The 21902-nt window shown below is 47.3% G+C and carries 22 protein-coding genes; 21 read left to right on the forward strand and 1 reads right to left on the reverse strand.

Annotation, left to right across the window (positions count from 1 at the left end):
• The first annotated feature begins 10 nt into the window (after nucleotides 1-10).
• The 5 genes from U5R06_19045 (at nucleotide 11) to U5R06_19065 (ending at nucleotide 5458) form a co-directional block, all read left to right on the forward strand.
• Nucleotides 11-388, forward strand: coding sequence for a DUF6713 family protein (locus tag U5R06_19045; GenBank protein ID MDZ7724840.1), 378 nt, complete (start codon nucleotides 11-13; stop codon nucleotides 386-388).
• Between the two features lie 113 nt (nucleotides 389-501).
• Nucleotides 502-3315, forward strand: a complete 2814-nt coding sequence (locus tag U5R06_19050) for an MMPL family transporter (GenBank protein ID MDZ7724841.1) — start codon at nucleotides 502-504, stop codon at nucleotides 3313-3315.
• Nucleotides 3316-3952: 637 nt separating this feature from the next.
• A complete protein-coding gene (locus tag U5R06_19055) occupies nucleotides 3953-4750 on the forward strand; it encodes a DUF5677 domain-containing protein (protein ID MDZ7724842.1) in 798 nt (265 codons plus the stop codon).
• Between the two features lie 109 nt (nucleotides 4751-4859).
• The gene (locus U5R06_19060) at nucleotides 4860-5141 is read left to right on the forward strand and encodes a type II toxin-antitoxin system RelE/ParE family toxin (GenBank protein MDZ7724843.1); all 282 of its coding nucleotides are present in this window, start codon (nucleotides 4860-4862) and stop codon (nucleotides 5139-5141) included.
• A gap of 11 nt (nucleotides 5142-5152) precedes the next feature.
• Nucleotides 5153-5458, forward strand: a complete 306-nt coding sequence (locus U5R06_19065) for a HigA family addiction module antitoxin (GenBank protein ID MDZ7724844.1) — start codon at nucleotides 5153-5155, stop codon at nucleotides 5456-5458.
• Nucleotides 5459-6035: 577 nt separating this feature from the next.
• On the opposite strand, the gene U5R06_19070 is transcribed toward U5R06_19065, so the two are convergent.
• The gene (locus U5R06_19070; GenBank protein ID MDZ7724845.1) at nucleotides 6036-6173 is read right to left on the reverse strand and encodes a hypothetical protein; all 138 of its coding nucleotides are present in this window, start codon (nucleotides 6171-6173) and stop codon (nucleotides 6036-6038) included.
• A 374-nt stretch (nucleotides 6174-6547) separates the two neighbouring features.
• Here U5R06_19070 and U5R06_19075 point away from each other — a divergent pair, with 374 nt between their 5' ends.
• The 16 genes from U5R06_19075 (at nucleotide 6548) to U5R06_19150 (ending at nucleotide 21722) form a co-directional block, all read left to right on the forward strand.
• Nucleotides 6548-6916, forward strand: a complete 369-nt coding sequence (locus U5R06_19075) for a type II toxin-antitoxin system RelE/ParE family toxin (protein ID MDZ7724846.1) — start codon at nucleotides 6548-6550, stop codon at nucleotides 6914-6916.
• Between the two features lie 4 nt (nucleotides 6917-6920).
• Nucleotides 6921-7259 (forward strand): helix-turn-helix domain-containing protein, encoded by a 339-nt coding sequence (locus U5R06_19080; GenBank protein MDZ7724847.1) that lies wholly within the window; start codon nucleotides 6921-6923, stop codon nucleotides 7257-7259.
• 141 nt (nucleotides 7260-7400) lie between these two features.
• Nucleotides 7401-7613: a DUF2281 domain-containing protein gene (locus tag U5R06_19085; GenBank protein ID MDZ7724848.1), complete on the forward strand. Its 213-nt coding sequence runs from the start codon at nucleotides 7401-7403 to the stop codon at nucleotides 7611-7613.
• Complete coding sequence (locus tag U5R06_19090) at nucleotides 7613-7990, forward strand: PIN domain-containing protein (GenBank protein ID MDZ7724849.1); 378 nt, start codon at nucleotides 7613-7615, stop codon at nucleotides 7988-7990. The genes U5R06_19085 and U5R06_19090 overlap by 1 nt, the downstream gene beginning before the upstream one ends.
• A 457-nt stretch (nucleotides 7991-8447) precedes the next feature.
• A complete protein-coding gene (locus U5R06_19095) occupies nucleotides 8448-9464 on the forward strand; it encodes an alpha-L-fucosidase (protein ID MDZ7724850.1) in 1017 nt (338 codons plus the stop codon).
• An 87-nt stretch (nucleotides 9465-9551) separates the two neighbouring features.
• Entirely contained in the window at nucleotides 9552-10865 is a 1314-nt protein-coding gene (locus U5R06_19100; GenBank protein ID MDZ7724851.1) for a sulfatase-like hydrolase/transferase, read from the forward strand.
• Nucleotides 10866-10946: 81 nt separating this feature from the next.
• Nucleotides 10947-12407, forward strand: coding sequence for a sulfatase (locus tag U5R06_19105; GenBank protein ID MDZ7724852.1), 1461 nt, complete (start codon nucleotides 10947-10949; stop codon nucleotides 12405-12407).
• A gap of 211 nt (nucleotides 12408-12618) precedes the next feature.
• Nucleotides 12619-12819: a hypothetical protein gene (locus U5R06_19110; GenBank protein ID MDZ7724853.1), complete on the forward strand. Its 201-nt coding sequence runs from the start codon at nucleotides 12619-12621 to the stop codon at nucleotides 12817-12819.
• 1015 nt (nucleotides 12820-13834) lie between these two features.
• A complete protein-coding gene (pepT, locus tag U5R06_19115) occupies nucleotides 13835-15076 on the forward strand; it encodes a peptidase T (GenBank protein ID MDZ7724854.1) in 1242 nt (413 codons plus the stop codon).
• A 4-nt stretch (nucleotides 15077-15080) separates the two neighbouring features.
• Nucleotides 15081-15737, forward strand: coding sequence for an ElyC/SanA/YdcF family protein (locus U5R06_19120; GenBank protein MDZ7724855.1), 657 nt, complete (start codon nucleotides 15081-15083; stop codon nucleotides 15735-15737).
• Nucleotides 15738-16994 (forward strand): dicarboxylate/amino acid:cation symporter, encoded by a 1257-nt coding sequence (locus tag U5R06_19125; protein MDZ7724856.1) that lies wholly within the window; start codon nucleotides 15738-15740, stop codon nucleotides 16992-16994.
• 255 nt (nucleotides 16995-17249) lie between these two features.
• Nucleotides 17250-18446 (forward strand): bifunctional sugar-1-phosphate nucleotidylyltransferase/acetyltransferase, encoded by a 1197-nt coding sequence (glmU, locus tag U5R06_19130; GenBank protein ID MDZ7724857.1) that lies wholly within the window; start codon nucleotides 17250-17252, stop codon nucleotides 18444-18446.
• A gap of 2 nt (nucleotides 18447-18448) precedes the next feature.
• Nucleotides 18449-19153 (forward strand): ubiquinone/menaquinone biosynthesis methyltransferase, encoded by a 705-nt coding sequence (locus U5R06_19135; protein MDZ7724858.1) that lies wholly within the window; start codon nucleotides 18449-18451, stop codon nucleotides 19151-19153.
• A complete protein-coding gene (menA, locus tag U5R06_19140; GenBank protein MDZ7724859.1) occupies nucleotides 19150-20061 on the forward strand; it encodes a 1,4-dihydroxy-2-naphthoate octaprenyltransferase in 912 nt (303 codons plus the stop codon). The genes U5R06_19135 and menA overlap by 4 nt, the downstream gene beginning before the upstream one ends.
• On the forward strand, nucleotides 20058-20699 hold the full coding sequence (locus U5R06_19145) for a type II CAAX endopeptidase family protein (protein MDZ7724860.1): 642 nt from the start codon (nucleotides 20058-20060) through the stop codon (nucleotides 20697-20699). Before menA ends, U5R06_19145 begins: the two co-directional genes overlap by 4 nt.
• A gap of 435 nt (nucleotides 20700-21134) precedes the next feature.
• Complete coding sequence (locus U5R06_19150) at nucleotides 21135-21722, forward strand: DUF1640 domain-containing protein (GenBank protein ID MDZ7724861.1); 588 nt, start codon at nucleotides 21135-21137, stop codon at nucleotides 21720-21722.
• The last annotated feature ends 180 nt before the right edge of the window (nucleotides 21723-21902 follow it).

Consider the following 21902-nt stretch of genomic DNA (forward strand, 5'->3'; position numbering starts at 1 on the left):
AACCTGAACCATGAACGAACTTGTCTGGATTTATATGATCAATGCAGCGATGCTGAGCGTACACGAGATGGATTCTGCCTATTGGCATGAATGGGATCTGTTTGGACTCAAAGGCGGCATCAACGGATTTCTGGTGATCCATATACCACTGTTTGTCTTGATTTTCTACGGATTTTGGATGCTGATTGAAACGAATGTTATCGGCTTTTGCATTTCACTGCTGCTGGCCGTATGCGGAATCGGTGCGTTTGTGATTCACATGACATTTCTGCGTAAAGGCCATCATGGATTTGATACATTTGTATCCAAAACAATTCTAAGCAGCATCCTGATTGTTTCAATCGTCCAGGGCGTGCTGACCCTTTTAAACTGGAACACGTGTTGTTGATCACTTGTTTTTCTTTTCTTTGCGATCTCTGCTTCTTTGCGTGAATAGATTTTGGGGGAGTTGGCATGCAAAGGTCGCTGACAAAAACAAATAGAAAATAAAGGAGAATCCCCGTGAGAGACCGATTATTGAAAAAACTTGCCTCCGCGCATGCCCGCCACCCCGGACGCATGCTCGTTCTGGTCGTATTGCTGACGCTGGTGTTCGGGTACCTGAGCGCCCAACTCAGCGTCACCATGCGCTGGTCCGATCTGCTGCCCGAAAACGATCCGCGCACCGTGCAGTTTAATAAAATCGTAAAAGAATTTTCAACGTCCACCAATCTTGTGGTGGTGGTTCAGGGGCCTGAAGAGCGCATCAAACAATTCAGTGATGAGCTGGCTCCGAAAATCACCGCGCTTGTTGATTCTTCACAAAATGAACGTATCCGTTCGGATATAAAAAGTCTACAGAAAGCACTGGCGGAACCGAACAATTCTCAACACCGGGATCAACTGCTGGAACAAATAAAAAGCAAACAGGCGAAACTGGACGAGCCGTTGTTCAAACGTGTGGATTACAAACTCGATATGGATTTTATCCGTAACCATGGTTTGATGCTGCTCGATGAAGCTGACCTGAAAAACATGAAAGATCAGTTTTATGACCCGAATCTGCCCGGATTGCTCACCCATATCAATGACGCCATGGAAAAAGAGTATGTGCGCCGCGAGGAATCCATTTCCAGCCGTGAAAAAGAAGACAATGCCGTGATGTTTCTGGACGGACTGAATCAGCTGGTGGCTATGTTGACAAACACGGCACGTTCCGGTTCCACCCGGGCAGTGGAAAAAAGCGTAGAGAAACTGCTCTACGGCGATCCCTATATGATCTCTTATGATGAGAGGGCCCTGGTCATGCTCGCCATCCCCAATTTCAGCATGACGGATATGCAGAAACTGATCGACGGCACCAACGCCGTCCAGGCGGAACTCGAGCATATGCTGCCGGATTATCCGGACGTGAACGCCGGTTTGAGCGGATTCGTCGCCATTGCTCATGATGAAATGGTGTACAGCCAGAAAAGTTTGAACTATACTTCGGTCATTGCCCTCATTGCTATTTTAATGATGCTCATCATTTCTTTCCGCATGTTGGCGGCTCCGATGTTAGCGCTGCTGAGCCTGCTCATCGGCTCGGTCTGGGCGGTCGGCACGGCCGCGGTGGTGGTCGGACAATTGAATATCATGACCCAAATGATGATCGTCATTTTGTTCGGACTGGGTATCGACTTTGCCATTCACCTCATCTCGGGCTTTACAGAATGGCGCGGCGCGGGAGAATCCATTGAAGAATCCATGCAGCAGACGTTTTTGAAAAGCGGCAAAGGGGTCATTACCGGCGGATTGACCACGGCCTGCGCGTTCCTCACCCTCGTCATCGCCCACTCGCGCGGTATGGAGGAAATGGGTCTGGTCACCGGATTCGGACTGCTGGCCATGCTGATCGAGACCTTTTTGCTGCTGCCTGCGCTGTTGGTCCTGAGAGAACGGCGTCTGGAGCGCAGAAACAAACGCACTCGAACCCGCGATCTCTCGTTTCAATTCCTCGGCCGCACCGGCAATGGCCTGGCCGGGCGCTATCGTTTCACACTGATTGCAGCCGTTGTGGTTACCGCTCTTTTGGGATGGACCGCTTCTCTGATCACATTTGATCATAATTATATGAATATTGAACCGGAGGGTCTGGAATCTATTGCCCTGCAGGACACCATACTAAAAAAATTCGATCTCAGTCTGGATTATGCCATGATCCTGGCCCCGAATCCGGATTCATCGCGACGCGTCTCCGAGGCAGCTGAGGATATGGGAAGCGTCGCCATGACAGAAGATATTTCGCGTTACCTGCCGTCAACAGAAGATCAAACGCAGCGCATTCCGCACCTTAACGACATTCGGCAAAACATACAGGACACACGCATACAGTCCGGTCTCTCCGGCAGCGATATGCAGACGCTTGAGACTCAGCTCGAACGGCTGGAAATGAACATTATCGAGATGCAGGACATGGCGTTTTTGGGCGGACAGGCCAAAGTCGATAACAAATGCGACGAGATTGTCGGTGACCCGGAAGCGGAAAATCCTCAAAACAAAATCACAGACCTGCTGACGTACATACAAGAGCATCCCGAACCCGTCCAGTCCGCCTGGAGCCGGGTTCAGAATCAGTTTGCTCCCTTGTACAAACAGCGCGTACTGCGCATGAGTTCAACCGATTCGATCAAACTGAGCATGCTGCCTGAGGACATCCTGGACCGTTACAGCAATGACAGCCGCGATCAATTTTTAGTCACCGCCTATCCCGCTGCCAATGTCTGGAAGGATGCTCAGTTCCTAAAGCGCTTTGTCGATGATCTGGAATATGTAACTCCCAAAGCAACCGGCATGCCGCCGATTTTCCTCGCACTCATCGAGGTGATCGGGCGGGACGGCCGACATGCGCTGATGCTGACCCTGGTGATCGTCTTTTTCCTGCTCTGGCTGGATTTCGGCAAGCCCCGGTATGCGTTAATGGCTATGACCCCTCTCGCCGTCGGATTAATCTGGATGGTCGGGTTTATGGTGTTGACCGGTCAGCAATTCACCGTCATGAATGTCATGGGCCTGCCTATGATCCTGGGCATCGGCATTGATGACGGCGTGCATTTGATTCATCGCTGGCTGCATGAAGGCAAGGGCCGACTCTACACCGTATTTGCCAGTACCGGTAAGGCCATCCTGTTGACGTCATTGACCACCATGCTGGCATTCGGCTCTCTGGTGTTTTCCGTCTGGCGCGGATTCGCGCAGCTCGGCGCCGCCCTGACGGTCGGTGTGGCCGCCTGTTTTTTGACCAGTGTGGTGATGCTTTCGGGTATCCTGGGATGGATTGAGAAACGCAAAAACTAACAAGATGCAAACAAGGGTTTTGATGATACAAGCTATCCTGTTAATTTCATGATACTTGTATACACCCCAAACAGTATGTACTGGAGTACGTACTGAAATGGGTTATATTAGAATAGACATTGACTTTTTCAACTTTGCTACAAATTGCTTATGCCAAGTTGCCACAGGAAACGAAAGCACAAATATTGATTGGAGCGCTGGGACCAAAAAGACCTACTATGTACTATTCGTGACGCGATATCCCCGCTGGTAATTCTTTACGACGGGTGTGCCCTCGCGTTCGTTGGCCCTCCTGAAAATGTTTATTCGCAAGACGAACTCCTTGGGCGTATCTCTCGTACAGTCGAGAACCATCTCGACAAGACTCAGCCCCCCGCTATCGTGCTTCACGGCGCAATGCTCTTGACGCGTCTAATGGCTGGATCCATCAAGTTCTCGCAGCATATCGAGAGTCCAGACCTAAATGCTTCTGTCGAGAATCCTGAAAGTGAGGAGGCACGAAAGGCAGCGTCTTTCATGCGGGCGAACGCTGGGGCCGAATGGGGAATGTTGGGAGTGCCTACTGATTGGGCCAAGCATTTCTGGAACCGAAACGGAGAACTGAAGCGATGCGAGCTTCAGGAGTATCTTAAACAAGATGACTGATGATCAAGAATCTCCGCTGGATGAGTTCATAGGTAGCTATTGCTCGAACGTCGTTGAGGGACTCGAATCTCGGTGGAACGCCCATACGTTAGAGATCTACAAGAACGAAATCTCGGAAGCAATTTGGGGGTTAACTTCGCGCCAAGCTACTCTCGGCTTGGAAATGGCGCGCAATCCCGGAATTTGGAATCCTCATGTCGCGCCTATTATTTTGCGAGCGATGATTGATGTTCACATAACCTTGGCATGGATAATTAATGATCCCGAGGATCGCAGTCGGGACTACATTCGTTTCGGTCTAGGCCAAGGGAAACTCTATCTTGAATACCTGCAGAATGAGGCAGACCAGATTCCGGAGGGCGAACTAGACCAACCTCTGGAGGATATCATTGAAATGCGGAAGTCATGGTTGAACTCTCAGTTGATGGAGTGGGCCATTGAGGTAAACGTTGGTTCTTGGTCCGGAAAATCCACGAGGGAGATGGCCCAGGAATCCGGATGTGAGTCCCTGTACAAGTTTGCGTACGTGCCATTTAGCGGTCCTGCCCACAGCATGTGGCAGCATGTGGGTATCTATAATGTTGCGCCTTGCCAGAACCCACTGCATAAGAACCATCGCATGCCGGTTCTAACTGACTTTGATTTCCTGTATCGCTCTGCAAAGTATGAAAGCCGCACCTACGAGTTATTGAGCGACAAGTTGCAACTCAATGTTGCGGTTCCTTTACCTGTCGATTTTTTCTTTGAAAACCATCCATTTAAAGGGCGCGAAAATGAAGCGGACGGCTAACCTCGCTATTCCAGCCGACGCAAAAAAACCGCGCGGCTGAATAGCCCGTTATCGCATATTAATTCATATAACGCTTGACATTTAACGTAGCACGTTATAAATTATCCGTATGATAAAATCATTTAAATGTAAAGAAACAAATAAAATATTCAATCGAGAATATTCAAAAAAGTTGCCACATAATATCCAGAAAGTCGCTTTTAGTAAGCTGCGAATAATTAACAGAGCATATATATTAAATGATTTGAAAATGCCTCCAGGTAATAGGCTTGAATTATTGCATGGGGATCGTGAGGGCCAATACAGTATCAGAATAAATAATCAATGGAGAATTTGGTTTAAATGGATTGATCATGATGCAATTGATGTCGAAATTGTTGATTACCATTAAGGAGATAAATTATGAGTAACAAGAAAATACCTCCCATACATCCCGGAGAGATATTATTCGAGGAATTTCTTAAGCCGATGGGATTAAGCCAAAATAAAATTGCTCTTGATATTCGTGTACCAACTTGCCGAATAAACGAAATCATATTAGGTAAACGAAGAATTACGCCTGATACTGCTCTAAGATTAGCAAAATATTTTCACATGTCTCCACAGTTTTGGCTTGGTCTTCAAATGGATTATGATTTAGATACTGCTGAAGATCAATATGCAGAGAAAATTGAAAAAGAAGTTCAAGAGTATCAAGAAGCTGTATAGAATATTGCGATAACGAATAAGCGTTGCATTCGACCTGAACGCAGTGAAGGTCGATATGCGAACGCGGGGTTGGACTTGGCCCTGACGACTCGCAGCGAGTTTTAGTAGTGGAGTTGTAAGTTAATGGAATTTACATTTTTGGGAAGGCGCTCTACACAACAGTTAAAAACTGTTCAGAAAATATATCTCGGAAAAAATACTATAAAAATGAATCATATCAAATCCTGAGCAAGGTTCAAAACAAGCTGTAAACAAGGCAAAACCACTGTTTTCTAATATAAAAGACATACGTCACCCATGTCATTGAAAATGATTTTTTAAAGTTTTGATTTAACAAAGCTTTTTGGAAGAATATGCTGTAAGAACAGATATATGAATTCATTGGCATCCAGTGACCGGGTTTTCACGGTATCTGTTTGAGCATCTTTATAGCGGAATGTTACCTTGCCATGTTGTAAGTTTATTATGTTTTTGTCAGAAATGGCTACACGCATGATGTATGGTGCCAAGTATTTAGGGGGTGGGATAGATTATTTTGAAAAGAAAAAGGAAATTAAAAGATATAATCCCACCCCCCTTAAGAGCTGATTGTCCGTTTCCAACTGGTTTGATATGACAAACCTATTTCTTTTTTTGCAATTTTAGCAGCATCCTTGGCTTCTTTGAAAGCAATTTGTATACTTGTCAAAGGAATAGGTTTATCAGTGGTTGGCATAGCGTTTCCACCACGGCCAGGCGCCGGGAATATCCATTTTGGATTTCGATGTGTTTTGTTGTCCATTCCTGGAGACGATTGGAAAACCTGCTGAATCGGTAACAGTCGATGATATCAGACGCTATCTTTATACTATGAAAACGCTCAGAAAGTGCAGTCAGGCCAATCTTAAGCAGGCTTGTAGCGCAATCAAGTTTTTGTTTGACAATTTATAACTATTGTAATCATTCCCGTAAGAGCCGCAGTTATGTGTGGTTTTTTCCGGGCTCAACGCAGGATAAAATACTTGATGTTAGGCTTAAAAGGGGGGAAAGTTAGTTGCGATGAATAAAAAAAGTACTTGACTTATAGTATCACAATGTGATATATTAAATATGCTCAAACTGAAGACGAAATGGTTTAACAAATGGGCCGGGAAAAATTCAATTCCCGACAGTTCGCTGCTTGAAGCCTTGGAAAATCTTGCCGGAAATCTCAGCACTTTCAATTTAGGAGGAGGGTTATACAAAGTCCGAACAAGAAGGAAGGGGCGGGGAAAAAGCGGCGGCTACAGAACGATTATCGCATATAAAGAAATGGACAAAGCTATATTTATTTATGGATTTTCGAAAAATGAACGCGATAACTTGGATAAAGACGAATTGTACAGTTTCAAAAAGTTGGCCAAAGATTTATTGCAATTGAGTCATGATGAATATAAACGACAGGAGAAATTAGGCAATTTCTTCCGTCTAGAGGAGTAAAGATATGAGAGAATCAATCAAAGAAGCGATCGGAGATACGATCCAAGATTTAATAAAAAATGGGATAAAGACATCCTTTACGGAAAAAGAATTAAAAGAACTTGGGATCAAGATACCCGATATTGAAATAAATGCTCGAGATATTCAGAGAATCCGAGAGAAGACAAATTTAAGCCAAACAGTTTTTGCAAAAGTATTGAATGTGAGTCCGTCATCTGTGAGGCAGTGGGAGCAGGGAAAACGAAAACCGACGGGATCGACTAAAGTGCTCTTAGAAATATTGGAAAAGCATCCGTCGATTCTCGACTATAGGATTTCATCCCATCGAAATCCCAAAGCCTAACGAATCCGGATGCACTTGACGGCTCTGCTGCGCGCCGCCGCAAGTGATCCAGGTTTTATTTAAAAAATTAATTGATATTTTATAGAGTTTTGTCTAAATTTGACAAAAATAATTGATAATTTGTATGTTTAGGAAATTATTATGAATGCTTATGATATTGGTAACAAAATTGAAAAATTACCCGATCATGTGATAGGTGAAATAAATGATTTTGTTGACTTTTTGTTGAACAAATATGGCTCAAAAAAAATCGAAAGTGATAAATTTAATTTTGATTGGGAAGGTCAATTATCACATTTGAAATCAAAGTATTCATCTGTTGAATTACAACATAAAGCCATGGAATGGCGATAATGAAGTTAATTGATACAAATATCTTTTTAGAGATACTTTTGAAACAAGATAAAAGTGAAATATGTAAAAAATGTCTCGATGATAACATTGGTTCAATCAATATATCAGATTTTACACTTCATTCAATAGGAGTTATTTTATCAAGGGAAAAGAAAACTGAAACATTCAAGATTTTTTTATCTGATATTTTTCCCAAAACCAACCTTCTGTCCCTGCCTAAAAATAAATATCAAGAACTTATCAAAGCAAGTATAAATATTGGATTAGACTTTGATGATTCATATCAGTATTGTATAGCAAAACATTTTCAATTTAGACTTGTAACAATGGATAAAGACTTTAAAAAAGTTAATGATATCAAAGTTGATTTTTTATAATTTTGATTTATAGAATTTTAATTTTCTAATGTCCAACACGTAGCTTAAATATATTCAATTTTTTTAAATATAACAATTCGCTCAAGCCGACGCAAAGGTCGTGTTTTAAATCTTAAAATCCGCGGTACACCTGCGCTCGTGACTCGCGGGGTGAGTCACGATTTTCCGGACTTTGCTCGGGTTAGCCCATAAATATCCCTTGCAACGTTACGGGTTATACTATATATTGTGATAGTTAAAAGATATTGGGTGGTTTACCAGATACGATAAAATCGTTCAAGAATAAAGCATTGTCAAAATTATACACTGATGGAGAGTCAGGAGTAAAATTAATCCAGATCATGTTTCAAAAATTTCAAGGGTACTTGACCGTCTCGATGCTTCTGTAAGTTTGTCACGGCCCTTGCATGTAAAGAATCTTGCAGGCGCAGGTCGTTTCGATGAAAGGAGAAACAAGATGATACGACAACTGATTCGACTGACGATTGCAGTACTTTTCGCAGTTCCAACTTTTGCCCAGGAACCTGCTTCCGCCGAACATCTGCGCAAGGACTTTCTCACATGGAAGTTCGGGATGTTTATCCACTTCAACATGGCTACTTACCATAATTGCGAGTGGGCTCTCGGATACGAAGACCCCGCAACCTTCAAGCCGGAGAAACTGGACTGTAACCAGTGGGCCGAAGCTGCCGCTTCGGCAGGAATGAAATACGCTGTTCTGACAGTTAAGCACACCGGCGGATGGTGTCTCTGGGACAGCAAACAGACAAAGACCCACGCCATGTCGGCTTTTCCCCATTACAAAAATGGAAAAGGCGATATCGTGCGCGAGTTTGTTAAAGCCTGCCGCAAGCATAACTTAAAAGTGGGGCTCTACTACTGCTTTCCGAGCAACTTTGGAGTTCCAAAAAACAAGAGGCCGCTCAATGGGCTGCCGCCTGAAGCCGAGGGTGATCCCATTTCTTTCATCAAGAAGCAACTGACTGAACTCTTCACCGATTACGGGCAGATCGATCTCCTTTGGTGCGATCAGTATCAGTTCAACATCCGAGAGCATTGGCAGGAAATCGTAAAGCACGTCAAGGCTCTCCAGCCCAACTGTATCGTGATCGCAAACAACAGCCTAGATCTCAAGGAGACGGATATTTACAGCTACGAGTATCCCTGGCTCAAAACAAAACGGCGCAGGGCGCTACCGCCGGAGGACAACGAGACTCCATCGGAGGTCTGTGACAAGATGGGCCCTGCCTGGTTCTGGAAGGCCAGGGAAAACGCATCAAATATCAAAAGCGCGGAGCAGGTGGTGAAGATGGCAAGACTGTGCAACAGTCGAAAAGCCAACTACCTTTTGAATGTCGCACCTGATAAATCAGGCCTCATTCCGGTCTATTCTCTGGAGCGGTTGAAGGAGATCGGGAGTCTGCTGAATATAAAAGAGCCACAACGGTCAGGGCCTCAGACAGACGACAAATGACATCGAACAAGCCGGATGCACGCGACGGCTTACAGCCGCGCGTGATCCGCAGCGTTGAACTCTATAGTTGGCCAGAAGGGAGAATAGATGAACAGACGTGATTTTGTAAACGCCACACTAGCAGCAGGGGGCACGCTTGCGCTTTTGACAAAAGTATACGCACAACCAGAAAAACCGAGGCAACAACCCAATATCGTTCTGATCATAGCGGACGATCTCGGTTTCGAGACCATCGGTTGCTACGGTGCTAAGGACTATAAAACTCCGAACATCGACGCTCTGGCAGCCAAGGGCGTGCGCTTCAACCACTGCTATTCCCAGCCACTTTGTACCCCGTCGCGCGTCCAGATCATGACCGGTCGGTACAACAACAGGAACTACGAAGGTTTTGGCTACCTCAACCCCAAAGAAATTACTTTTGGAAACATCCTGAAAAAAACCGGATATCAGACGTGTATCGCAGGCAAATGGCAGCTCTGTGGCGACGCCAGCACTATCAAAGCCTTCGGGTTCGACGAACACTGCCTCTGGAACATGCACGCTTACAGAGAGGATGCACCAGATGCGAAGGAGCCAAAGGGGTGGCTGAGGCGCTATGATGCTCCCACTCTATACGAAAATGGCAAATGGATAGAGCATCCGGAAGGGGTCTATGGTCCACAAGTATGCGCCGATTTCATCCGTTCTTTCATCAAGAAGAACAAAGACCAGCCGTTCTTTGTGTATTACCCGATGATTCTCACACATGATCCATTTGTCCCAACGCCTGACAGTATCAACAAGAATTCCAAGGACAACAAAAAGAAGAACTTTGTCGACATGGTCGAGTATATGGATTTGCTAGTGGGACAAATAGTAAACCAGTTAGAAGAACAGGGCATTCTGGATAACACACTTGTTCTCTTCACGGGAGACAACGGTACACACAGGTCCATAACATCAGAAACAACCCGGGGGCGCATCAAAGGCGGCAAAGCTCAGATGACAGATGCGGGCACTCGCGTCCCGCTTATTGCGTGCTGGAGCGGCAAGTCTCCCGCCGGAACAGTCCTGGAAGACCTCGTCGACTTTTCGGATTTTCTGCCAACCGTCCGCGAAGCCGCAGGTTCAGCGGTTCCAGCTGACCGCATCATTGATGGCCGTACCTTTCTCCCACAAATCCTCGGGAGAAAGGGCAAACCCCGTGAATGGATATTCTGTCATTACTGGGGCCGTGGCCGCAACAAAGAGCAGACACGCGAATTTGTCAGGGACCAACGCTGGAAACTCTATGATAATGGACAAATGTACGATATCAAAAATGACGTTCTTGAACAGTCCCCCCTGCAAGATACTGAACCGAAATTGGTTGCTGTGCGAAAGCGTTTGCAGGCAGCGTTCGAAGCTGTCAGGAAACGGTAATAATTGTCCAACAAAGCACTGCAGAACCACGTCGCAAAGCGCGCCGAGTCTGAGTGCAGACGTTCGATTTAAGGAGAAAAAGTGCATAAAGGAATTACTCGACGCAACTTCATTCGGACTGCTGCTGTATCTGCTACAGCAAGCCTGATTCCATCGATCGGATATGCCAGAGAAATCGGGGATCGTCCCAATATTGTAATATTTTTCCTGGATGACAGTGCTTACGGTGATTTCGCCCACAACGGCAACCCAACCATTCGCACTCCAAACATTTCAAAGCTGATGCGGGATGGCGTGAACTTTACCCAGTTCTATGTTAGCTCACCGGCTTGCAGCGCTTCACGATATTCACTATTGACCGGTCGTTATCCCGGGCGTTCCGGGTTGGGCAAATGGGTGATCGGACCGACATCGCAGCGTCATCTCCATTCGAAAGAAATCACCATAGCGGAAGGATTGAAAAAGCGCGGTTACAAGACCGGGATATTTGGCAAGTGGCATCTGGGAAGCCCCAACAAGAAGAATGGCGCATCACAAGATACCTTGCCACTTGCTCATGGTTTTGATCAATGGTTGGGAACCAATGTCTCCCATGATTATGGCAATGCCATGTTGTTGAAATCAAATCCTGCAGGAAATAATCCAATTAAAGGCTATTCTCTCATAGCTAATAACTTGCCATCAAAGCCCAGGATGTGCGCGTCGTTAACAGGACGGTATACAGAGTCTGCAATCTCATTTATTGAGAAGAACAAGAGCGAACCTTTCTTTGCCTATATCCCCTTCAACATGCCTCACCTTGGAATTTATGCAAGCGAAAAGTTCCTAAACAAATCCCGGCGTGGTCTGCTCGGCGATGTTATGGAGGAAATTGATTACAGTGTAGGCCGAATCAGAAAGGCGCTTGAAGATAACGGCCTTTCCGAAAACACGATAATTATCTTCTCTTCGGACAATGGGCCATGGATAAAGTTCAGGAATACAGCCAAACACCCCAAATATGGTGAAGCTCGCCTTCACGTAGGTTACGCACTTCCATTTCGTGATGGCAAAGGATCTACATGGGAGGGCGGACATCGTGTCCCGGGAATATTCTGTTGGCCCGGCAGGATACCGGCCAACACAGTTGAACAATCTCCTGTCAGCACTCTGGATATACTACCCACGTTGTTTGCAATAGCTGGCACTGAGGTCCCCAAAGACCGGTCTATCGATGGACGTGACATAAGACCATACTTAATGCCCAATAGGCACAAGGATAAAGTTCCTCCGTTTGAGTTTGTCTATTCAGCATCAGATAACAAGCCTTCTGCTATTCGGGTAGGGCCCTGGAAAATGCATATCCGTATATCCTCACAAACAGGAAATAATTATGGATTCAAAGCGTCTCGTCTTGCTCCACTCTTATTTCAAGTTGAGCAAGATATTGGAGAGAGAATTGATCGAGCCAATGAACAAAAGGATCGTGTCGAGACGATGCTTAATAAATTGAATGCCTTTGAAGCTCAAGTAAAGAAAGAAGGTAGTTTCTGGGATGTTTAACGATAACAATCTATAATCCCAAAATTTAGTTGGACAACCGCGAAACAACAGGTTCGCGAACAATCCCGTTGCAAAATACAACTTTGGCTGCAAGATAAATCAGATAGGGTTGAGATGAAAATATAATGCAATGCCATTTATCCTGAAATATTTACCTTGAATTTCATTATATTTATTGGTTAATTTAATTTTAATTGGAAAAGGATCAACAATGAAAACCATGAAAATAGAAAAACAATTTACGATTCAGGATATGAATGACACACCAAAAGAATCATCATTTTGGTTAAATAAATCACCACAAGAACGAATTGCTGCAGTTGAAATGATGAGAAGAATAAATTATGGCAAAAATTATTCTGCCGAGCGACTTTCAAGATTTTTTGAAATTGCTGAATTATCACAAGATTGAATATTTGTTAATAGGCGGGTTTGCAGTTGCCTATCACGGGTATCCACGCAGCACAGCAGGTATGGATATTTGGATTGGGATCAGCAAAAATAACGCTGAAAAACTGGTGACTGCTCTCAAAGAATTCGGTTTTGATCTCCCTGTGATAAAAAAAGAACTTTTTCTACAAAAAAACAAGATTTTCAGAATGGGCAGGACACCGATCAGAATTGAATTGTTGACAACAATTTCCGGGGTCGATTTTCAAACCTGTTATTCCAGGCGAATAAAAAATACAATGAATGAAATCCCCATTAATATCATTAATCTACAAGATTTGAAAACAAACAAAAAAGAAAGCGGACGGCATAAAGATTTGGATGATTTGGAAAATTTACCATAGCAATTGCTGTTCAATACTCGTGTAGCTTTTTGCATCTCCAATTTGGATAAATCGTTTTTCAATCAAAAACTCTTTTTAAAGATTAGCGTCAAAGTACCCGACCCCCAACGAGATTGTGCCCGGTCAACCGGGAAAAGCTGCAAGAGCAGCATACGGCTCTGATTTCAGCATTAAAGAAATGTACGGCATAATACAAAAAGATAGAATCTATTAACGGCAAAAAACGCAACATCAGCACGTCCTGAAAACAGAGGGGGTAGCGGAAGACAGGCAGCCGCGCGGCCGGCCTGCGTTGTTCAGCAGGACGGCAAACCGGTCTGCGGGAACAGGGAGAATTGGAAATCGCATCATCTGCGGTGTGACTGCACAAGGCGGCAGTTGTAAAGCCGGTTTAGCGAGGCGGTGCCCGCTCCCAAAATCCCGGACTATCGGCAAAATCATAAATGGAGCGGGCAGCCTGGCTGTAGCGAGGGGAGACCTCCCCCTCCTGAAACCCGACTCTGTGTGCACCTGCGCATTTATTTAGCATTTGACCGTGTTCCATAAAAGCCGTTCTGTCCGAAAGCCCTTGCTTTTTTTCGGGTGAATGATTATGTTATCATCAGATTTGTCATCAATTGAAAGGATTGACTTATGAAAGACCAGGATTATACCTGTGTGGAGCGTTTTTTAAAGTATATCACGTTTGACACGCAGTCTTCAGAAGAGTCCGACACTGTGCCGAGCACGGAAAAGCAAAAAAAACTCGGTAAGGTTCTCGTTGAGGAGCTGAAAGAGATGGGGCTGCAGGACGCGCATATGGACAACAACGGTTATGTGATGGCGTCGCTGGCCGGCAATGTCGATCACGCCGTTCCGGCTATCGGACTCATCGCGCATCTGGACACGTCACCGGATGTGTCCGGCAAAGACGTCAAGGCCGTCACTCATGAAAATTATTCGGGCGGTGACATTAAACTCAAGGACGGGGTGGTGATTCCGGAAGGTGAGAATCCCGAGCTGGCCAGGAACAAGGGCAGCAATATCATCACCTCGGACGGCACCACGCTGCTGGGCGCGGACAACAAGGCCGGTATCGCTGAAATTTTCGATGCGGTGCAGGTTTTGCTTGATCATCCGGAGATCAAGCACGGGGATATCAAAATTGCGGTAACCCCGGATGAGGAAATCGGCAAAGGCGCGGATCATTTTGACATTGAAAAATTCGGCGCTGATTACGCCTATACGATCGACGGCGAAAGCGCCGGCGAGATTGAGGATGAAACCTTTTGCGCGGATGCGGTGAACATGACCATTACCGGCGTTAATGTGCATCCCGGTTACGCCAAGAACCGTCTGATCAACGCGGTTAAAATAGCATCCGAGATCATCAATCTGCTGCCCAAAGATTCCATGTCCCCGGAAACCACAGAGGACCGCGAGGGCTATGTGCATCCGCACGTCATGCAGGGCAATGTGGAAACCGCGTCGATTAAATGGCTGATCCGTGATTTTACCGTGGAAGGCCTGAAAGAAAAGGAAGCGTATCTGAAAAAGTTGTCCGATGACGTGATGAGTTCCTATCCGCAGGCCAGAATGAATTTTGAGGTACAGGAATTCTACCGCAACATGAAATACAAGCTAAACGAGGAACCGCGGGTTGTGGATTACGCGTTGGAAGCCGTGGAACGCGCCGGGATCAAATCGATCCGCAACTTGATCCGCGGCGGCACGGACGGCGCCCGGTTGTCTTATGAGGGACTTTTGACGCCCAACGTCTTCACCGGCGGGCATAATTTCCACTCGCGCCAGGAATGGATTTCCGTCAAGGACATGAAAAAAGCCGTGGACGTGATCCTGAACCTGGTGCAGATCTGGGCCGAGAAAAGCAAATAAACGCATGCAGTGGCGCAAACGTGTAACCCGACGAGTCTGGCGGTGGCCGGTCAAACTGGCCGCCGCAGCGCTGTTGGCTCTGATTCTTGTGCTCTGCGCCAAACCGATCCTGGTGTCTGCCGGAGGCTGGCTCAGCATGCCGTCCTCCGAGCAGCATTGCGATGCGCTCATCCTGCCGTCCGGGGCCACGGTATCGGATTATTTTATGCAGGAGGCCATTCGCTGTTATCAGGCCGGACAGGTGGACCGAATCATTGTGGTGATGCACGAATACGATCAGCCCTCCGGCGTGTTTGGACTCGAAAATTACCACGACCTTTTTATGCGGGAAATCCAAAGACGCGATATCCCGGATTCCGCGGTCATTCCCCTGTTTCTCAAAATAAACGACCCTTATACCTACAATACAGCCAGGACACTAACGCCTTCACTGAACGCGCTCGGCATTGACAGCATATTGCTGCTTCAGGACAATTTCCATATCAAACGCAGTATTCTGACCTACAGGCATGTGATGAACGCACATGGCATAGAGGTAGAGCCTTATGTAATGCAAATCTATCTAAATGCAGACAACTGGCACACCTCGGCCAACGGCTGGCGCCGGGTGATTGATGAATATATCAAACTGATCGTTTACCGCATAAAAGGATATCTATAGATGACGCGTCTGAACCGCTTGAAACGCATTTCACTGACAACCTGGATATTTATCGGACTGGGCAGCGGTATCCTGGCCGGACGACTCGTCGGCGAACCGATTGTTCCGGCAGCGCAGTTCTTGTCCGATATTTTTCTGCGCATGCTGCGCATGGCCATCATGCCGCTGATTCTGACCTCCATCACCTCCGGGGTGGTCAGTATCGGATCCGACAAAGGTGTGGGACGTCTGGGCCTGAAGACGCTGCTCTATTACCTGTCCTCCACCCTGCTGGCTATTTTGACGGGCCAGCTTTTGGTCAACCTGCTCAAACCCGGGGTGGGCGCCACCGTGGGACTGACCGCAGATGTAGAGTCCGTTCCGGTTTCCGATGACTCGATTGCCGATTTGCTGCTGCGCATCATTCCGGTCAATCCGTTCGAGGCTCTGGCCAACGGCGATGTGCTGCCGGTGATCTTTTTCTGCATTATGTTTGGTATTTTTGTCATGCATCTGCAGGAACCGCATAAAGGCAAACTCGTCTCGGCCATTGAAGCGGCTTTTAAAACCATGATGAACATGACCCGGTTTATTGTTTGGCTGGCGCCCATCGGCGTGTTCGGCATCAATGCCATGATCGCCGCCACCACCGGACTGGCTGCGTTCAAGTCTCTGGGATTTTATTTCATCACCGTGCTGCTGGCGCTGTTCTGGCATATGGGTGTCGATCTGCCGCTGCTGCTGCGATTGATCGGACGCGTGAATCCGCTCATGCACTATAAAGGCATGACCTCGGCCATGATCACGGCCTTTTCCACCAGCTCGTCCATGGTCACCCTGCCGCTGAATATCGAATGCGTGACCAAACGCTCACGCGTGTCGCAAAAAATTGCCAACTTTACTCTGCCCATCGGCGCGACGGTGAACATGGACGGCACCGCCTTGTACGAATGCGTGGCCGCCATTTTTATTGCTCAGATATACGGAATTGAATTGACTGCGCTTCAGCAATTTCTTGTGGTGTTGACCGCGCTTTTGGCCTCCATCGGCGCGGCGGCCGTGCCCATGGCGGGATTGGTGATGATGAGTATCATTCTCAAGGCCATCGGCCTGCCGCTGGAAGCGGTGGGGATTATTCTGGCCGTGGACCGAATTCTGGACATGTTCCGCACCACGGTGAACGTGACCAGCGATTCCTGCGGGGCGGTGATCATTGCGCGCAGTGAAGGTGAGGCGCTGGACCGGATGGGCGAACCGGCGGAGCCTGGCGTCGATTGATGGTTCAGACAAATCGTATTGCTAAAGCCGGAACGGAACCATGAGCAATGATTATCATCTAACAGCTTTAGCGAAATATCAGCTTTTATTTTCTATTGTTCGTTTCGGTCGTCTTGTTCGTTGCAAAATATTTCACTGAAAAAACAAACAAGCAACGAACGATGACGAACACGACGAACTAAAAGACCTTTTCCTTGTATCCTAAGGACAGAGTTTGTATTTTTAAAATGATCAAAAATGAAACAGGAGAATAAAATGCAGGCTGTTCTCATGGTGGCGGGAAAAAGCACCCGCACCTATCCATTAACGTTGACGCGGCCAAAACCGCTGTTGCCGCTCTTGAATAAAGCAATCATCCGGCACAGTCTGGATCAGATAGCCGGATTGTTCGATGAGGTGATCCTGATCACCGGTTACAAACAGGATATGATTAAAAAGACACTCGGCGATTCCTACCGGGATATGCATCTGATTTATCAGGAGCAGACCGAGCAGCTGGGCACCGGTCACGCTGTGCTGCAGGCCAAAGCGCATATCAACGGCAAGTTTGTCGCCATGAACGGGGATGACCTGTTCTCGCGCGCGGATTTCGAACAGCTGCTGGAATACGACAATGCCGCATTGGTCAAACGCGTGGAAGATCCGTCCCTATACGGCGTGTTTCAGACCGACAGCAGTCACAAGGTATTGAATCTGGTTGAAAAACCTCAGACCTATCTCGGCGATCTGGCCAATATCGGCTGTTATATATTCCAGCCGGAAATTTTTACTGTACTCGAATCCACCCCTATGAGCGAACGCGGTGAGATCGAAATCACCTCGGCTGTGCTTGAGACTGCAAAAAATAAAGATTTTTATGCCCTGCCCATTGCGGGCGACTGGCTGCCCACCGGCTACCCCTGGCATCTGCTGGATCATCAGGAACACCTGATGGCGGAACTGGAGAGCGATACCCGCTCGGGTATTATTGAGGACGGCGTGACGATCAAGGGAAATGTACAGATCGGCGAAGGCAGCATCATCAAGTCGGGATGCTATCTCGAAGGCCCGATCATCATCGGGGCGGGCAGCGTCATTGATCCGCACTGTCACATTGGCCGCTATTCGGTGATCGGCGACAACTGCCGCATCGGACATGCAACTGAAATCCGCCATTCTCTGATCATGAACGATTCCCAGATCGGACATTTGTCGTTTATTGCCGATTCGATCGTCGGCAGCAACTGTTTGATCGGGTCAGGAAGCATGACCGCCAATATGCGGTTTGATGATGAAACCGTGCATTCCGAGATCAAGGGCAAACCCGTGGATTCCAAACGCAAATACCTGGGCGCTGTGTTTTCCGATAGCGTGCGTGCCGGTATTCACACGTCATTTTATCCGGGTGTCAAGATTGATCCCGGTCAAACTATAGATCCGGGCTCTGTGGTTGTAACCGATGTCAAGACCTGAATATGAAACAAACCTACAGCCGGTTTGAATTCAAAGGCGCGGTGGTTCGGGGCTATGACGCCTTTAATCACGTCAGCACGGCCGGACTGGATTTGGTCTGGCGGCGCAAGACCGCGCAATTTGCGGCGTATCATCTTGTACAGGCTCCGGGACATATTCTGGATCTGGCCTGCGGATCTGGAGATATGGCGCTCGCCCTGAAACGGCAGCTGCCGAATGCCCGCATTACCGGCAGTGAACCGTCGAATGAAATGCTGTCCTTGCTGCAGCACAAACAGACATTCCGGAACATAAAAGCGGTCAAAGCGGTCAGCGCCCTGCCGTTCGCCGACGCACAGTTCGATGCGGTGACCATTGCCTTTGGTGTGCGCAATTTTACCCGACTCGACGCTGAAATGCGCGAGTGTCTGCGGGTGCTCAAACCTGGTGGACGATTGTACATCCTCGAATTTTTTCAGCCGCGGCATCCGGTTTTGCGCCGGTTTTTAACCCTGTATCAGCGCGTTGCGTTCCCGATCATCGGGTATCTGCTCACCGGTCATATCAGCCAGTACCGCTATTTGTACAAATCGATTGTGACGTTTAAAACACTGCCGGCGTACAAGCGTATTCTGAATCAGGCAGGGTATACAAACGTACAATCATACCCCCTGGAACCCGGACTGGCGCACCTGGTCACGGCACAAAAACAGGAGATAAATAAATGAATATAAAAACCGCATGGAAAGCGGCCCGGCCGTTTTCTCTGACCGTCAGTTTTTTTCCGCCGCTGCTGGGCGGACTCTTGGCGGCTGCTCAGCCGTTTTCAGAATCGATAAATGGATTGCATCTGGTGATTACAGTCCTCGGCAGCATGCTGGTTCACGCGGGAGTGAATATGTTCTCCGATATCAAAGACTTTGACCGCGGTGTGGACCGGCCGGGTACATTCGGCGGCAGTCGCGTGCTGCTGGACAAAGATCTGAGCAAACGCGAGCTCTTGCTGCTGGCGGTCATTTGTTTTGCTCTGGCGGCCGTCATTGGCGTTTATTTTATTCTTATTCTTGCCAACGGATTTTTACTTTTGTATCCGATCCTCATCGGCGCCCTGCTCGGTTTGTTTTACACCTATGGTCCGCTGCCGGTCAAGTATCACGCGCTGGGAGATCCGGCGGTCTTTATCGCGTTCGGTCCGGCCATGGCCGCCGGCGCGTTTTTCGTACAGGCCGGTTTCTACTCTCTGGAATCGATTCTCTATCCTTTGCCGTTTGCCTTTTTAGTGATTGCCATTCTGCATGCGAACAATCTGCGCGACATTCAAAATGACAAACAGGTCAATATTCGCACCCTGGCCATGCTGCTGGGAGAACGCGGCTCCCAGGTTTATTACACGGGCCTGCTTGCCGCCGCTTATATATCGGTGCTGATTTTGATATTGTTTGCCGGATTGTCCCTCTTTACCCTGTCGGTATTCTTTACGCTCCCCCTCGCTCTGCAGCGTGTCAAATTGATCTGGAACAAACGCAACCTGAGCGAACAGGAATTCATTCCGGTAGATGCCCTGACCGCCCAGCTGCACATGGCGTTTAGTCTGGTGTACCTTGTTTCACTCATTCTGGATTGGATGATCCTGTGAACAAACCACGTCGACAACTACGCCTGATGATCGCCGGTGTTATTCTGGCGTTTATCCTCTGGTGGATCATGTTTGTACATCCGCCGCTGAATTTCTGGATTTTGATGGCGGTCAGTACGCTGACGCTGACCGTGATCGGCCTGACCGCAGACCCCGGCATGCTGCGCAGCTGGAACCTTCGTATGGTTGCATGGGGCATCGGCTCTGCGCTGGTGTTATGGGGCATATTCTGGATCGGCAATGAACTGCTGCAGCTGATCAATGCGCATGTGGTTGAAATCCTGCCTGAACGTTCCATACAGCTGCAGAGTGTGTATGCCAACCGCGATGCCATCCCGCAGCCGCTGCTGATTCTGCTGCTGGCGTTTCCGGTGGGATTCGGTGAAGAGGTATTCTGGCGCGGACTGGTGCAGAAACAGCTGCAACACCGGCTTTCCAACGGGCTCGGCTATGCCGCGGGTGTGGCGCTGTACGCGGGCGTGCATATTGTCACCGGCAACGGTCTGCTGATCATCGCCGCGCTGGTGTGCGGACTCTATTGGGGCGCGATTTACTGGAAAACCGGCAGTCTGGTGCCGGTGCTGATCTCGCACATGATCTGGGACCCGCTGATTTTTGTGCTGTTTCCGTTGTACTAGTCCGGAAAAGGCTGCAGCGGTTAAATCAGGTAAAAAAAGCAACGAACGAGACGAACGAAACGGGGCAAAAGTTGCTATCGTTGAAAAACCGTTACGAGACAAACTGGGAGAAGAAGGCTCTCAAAGCCTTATTAACTTGATGAATCCGATGCTACCAAGCTTGAAAACCATGAAATAATCAATCCAGGCCAGACCAAATCACAGCACGGTAAAAATTGACTGCCCCGTTTCTTTAAACAGCCGGGGTTTCACCTTATTCTTTTCCGATGAACCTGGCCCGTGCAAAGCTTACAACAAGCAGTAGCACAGGGACTTGCCGCACTTACACTCTGCTTCAATAACCAAAAGAGCTTTTTTGATATGCTCTACTTTTTTCTTGTATTTACCTGAAATACCATTAAATTATGTTATGTTTATCATAAAAAGGAGGGTACAATGGCAAAACTGGTAACCGTAGAAGAACCATTACGGGAAAAACTGGGACCTAAAGCATCGGAAAGCCTGATTCATCTGATCAACAAAAGTCAGGAAGAGCAAAAACACGAGATGTTGGAGTTTGTGGAAGAAAAATTTGAACGGCGGTTGACGGAAGAAATTGGCAAGGTTAATATAAGTATCGCAAATTTGGAGAATCGCTTTGACCATCGCCTCACCACAGAAAGTTCCAAAGTCAATGAACGCTTGACAGAAGAGATTGGCAAAGTCAATGAACGCATGACAGAAGAGATTGGCAAAGTCAATGAGCGCATGACGGAAGAAATGGGCAAAGTCAATGAGCGCATGACGGAAGAAATGGGCAAAGTCAATGAGCGCATGACGGAAGAAATGGGCAAAGTCAATGAGCGCATGACGGAAGAAATGGGCAAGGTTAATATAACAATTGCCGACGTCGAAAAACGTCTTGATAATCGTATAACGGAAGAAGTATCCCGGACCCGCGCCGACCTCATCAAATGGATGTTTATTTTCTGGATCGGTCAAATCGGGGCGATGTTGGGGTTGTTGTTTGCGTTTTTCAAATAAATTCGTTTGTAAATGGCTAACAACGTGTAACATGCTGTAAAATAAGGTAATAAAATAGTTGATGCGATGTCTTGCGGCGCCTGAGGGTGCAAAGACAAAAATAAAGTAAATACCCGGACAGGGGATAAAAAATGCAAAGCTACAAAATGTCGCGTCCCGGATAAACATCTGCCGCTGTGT

Source organism: candidate division KSB1 bacterium, assembly GCA_034521575.1.
Lineage (GTDB): Bacteria > Zhuqueibacterota > Zhuqueibacteria > Residuimicrobiales > Krinioviventaceae > JAXHMJ01.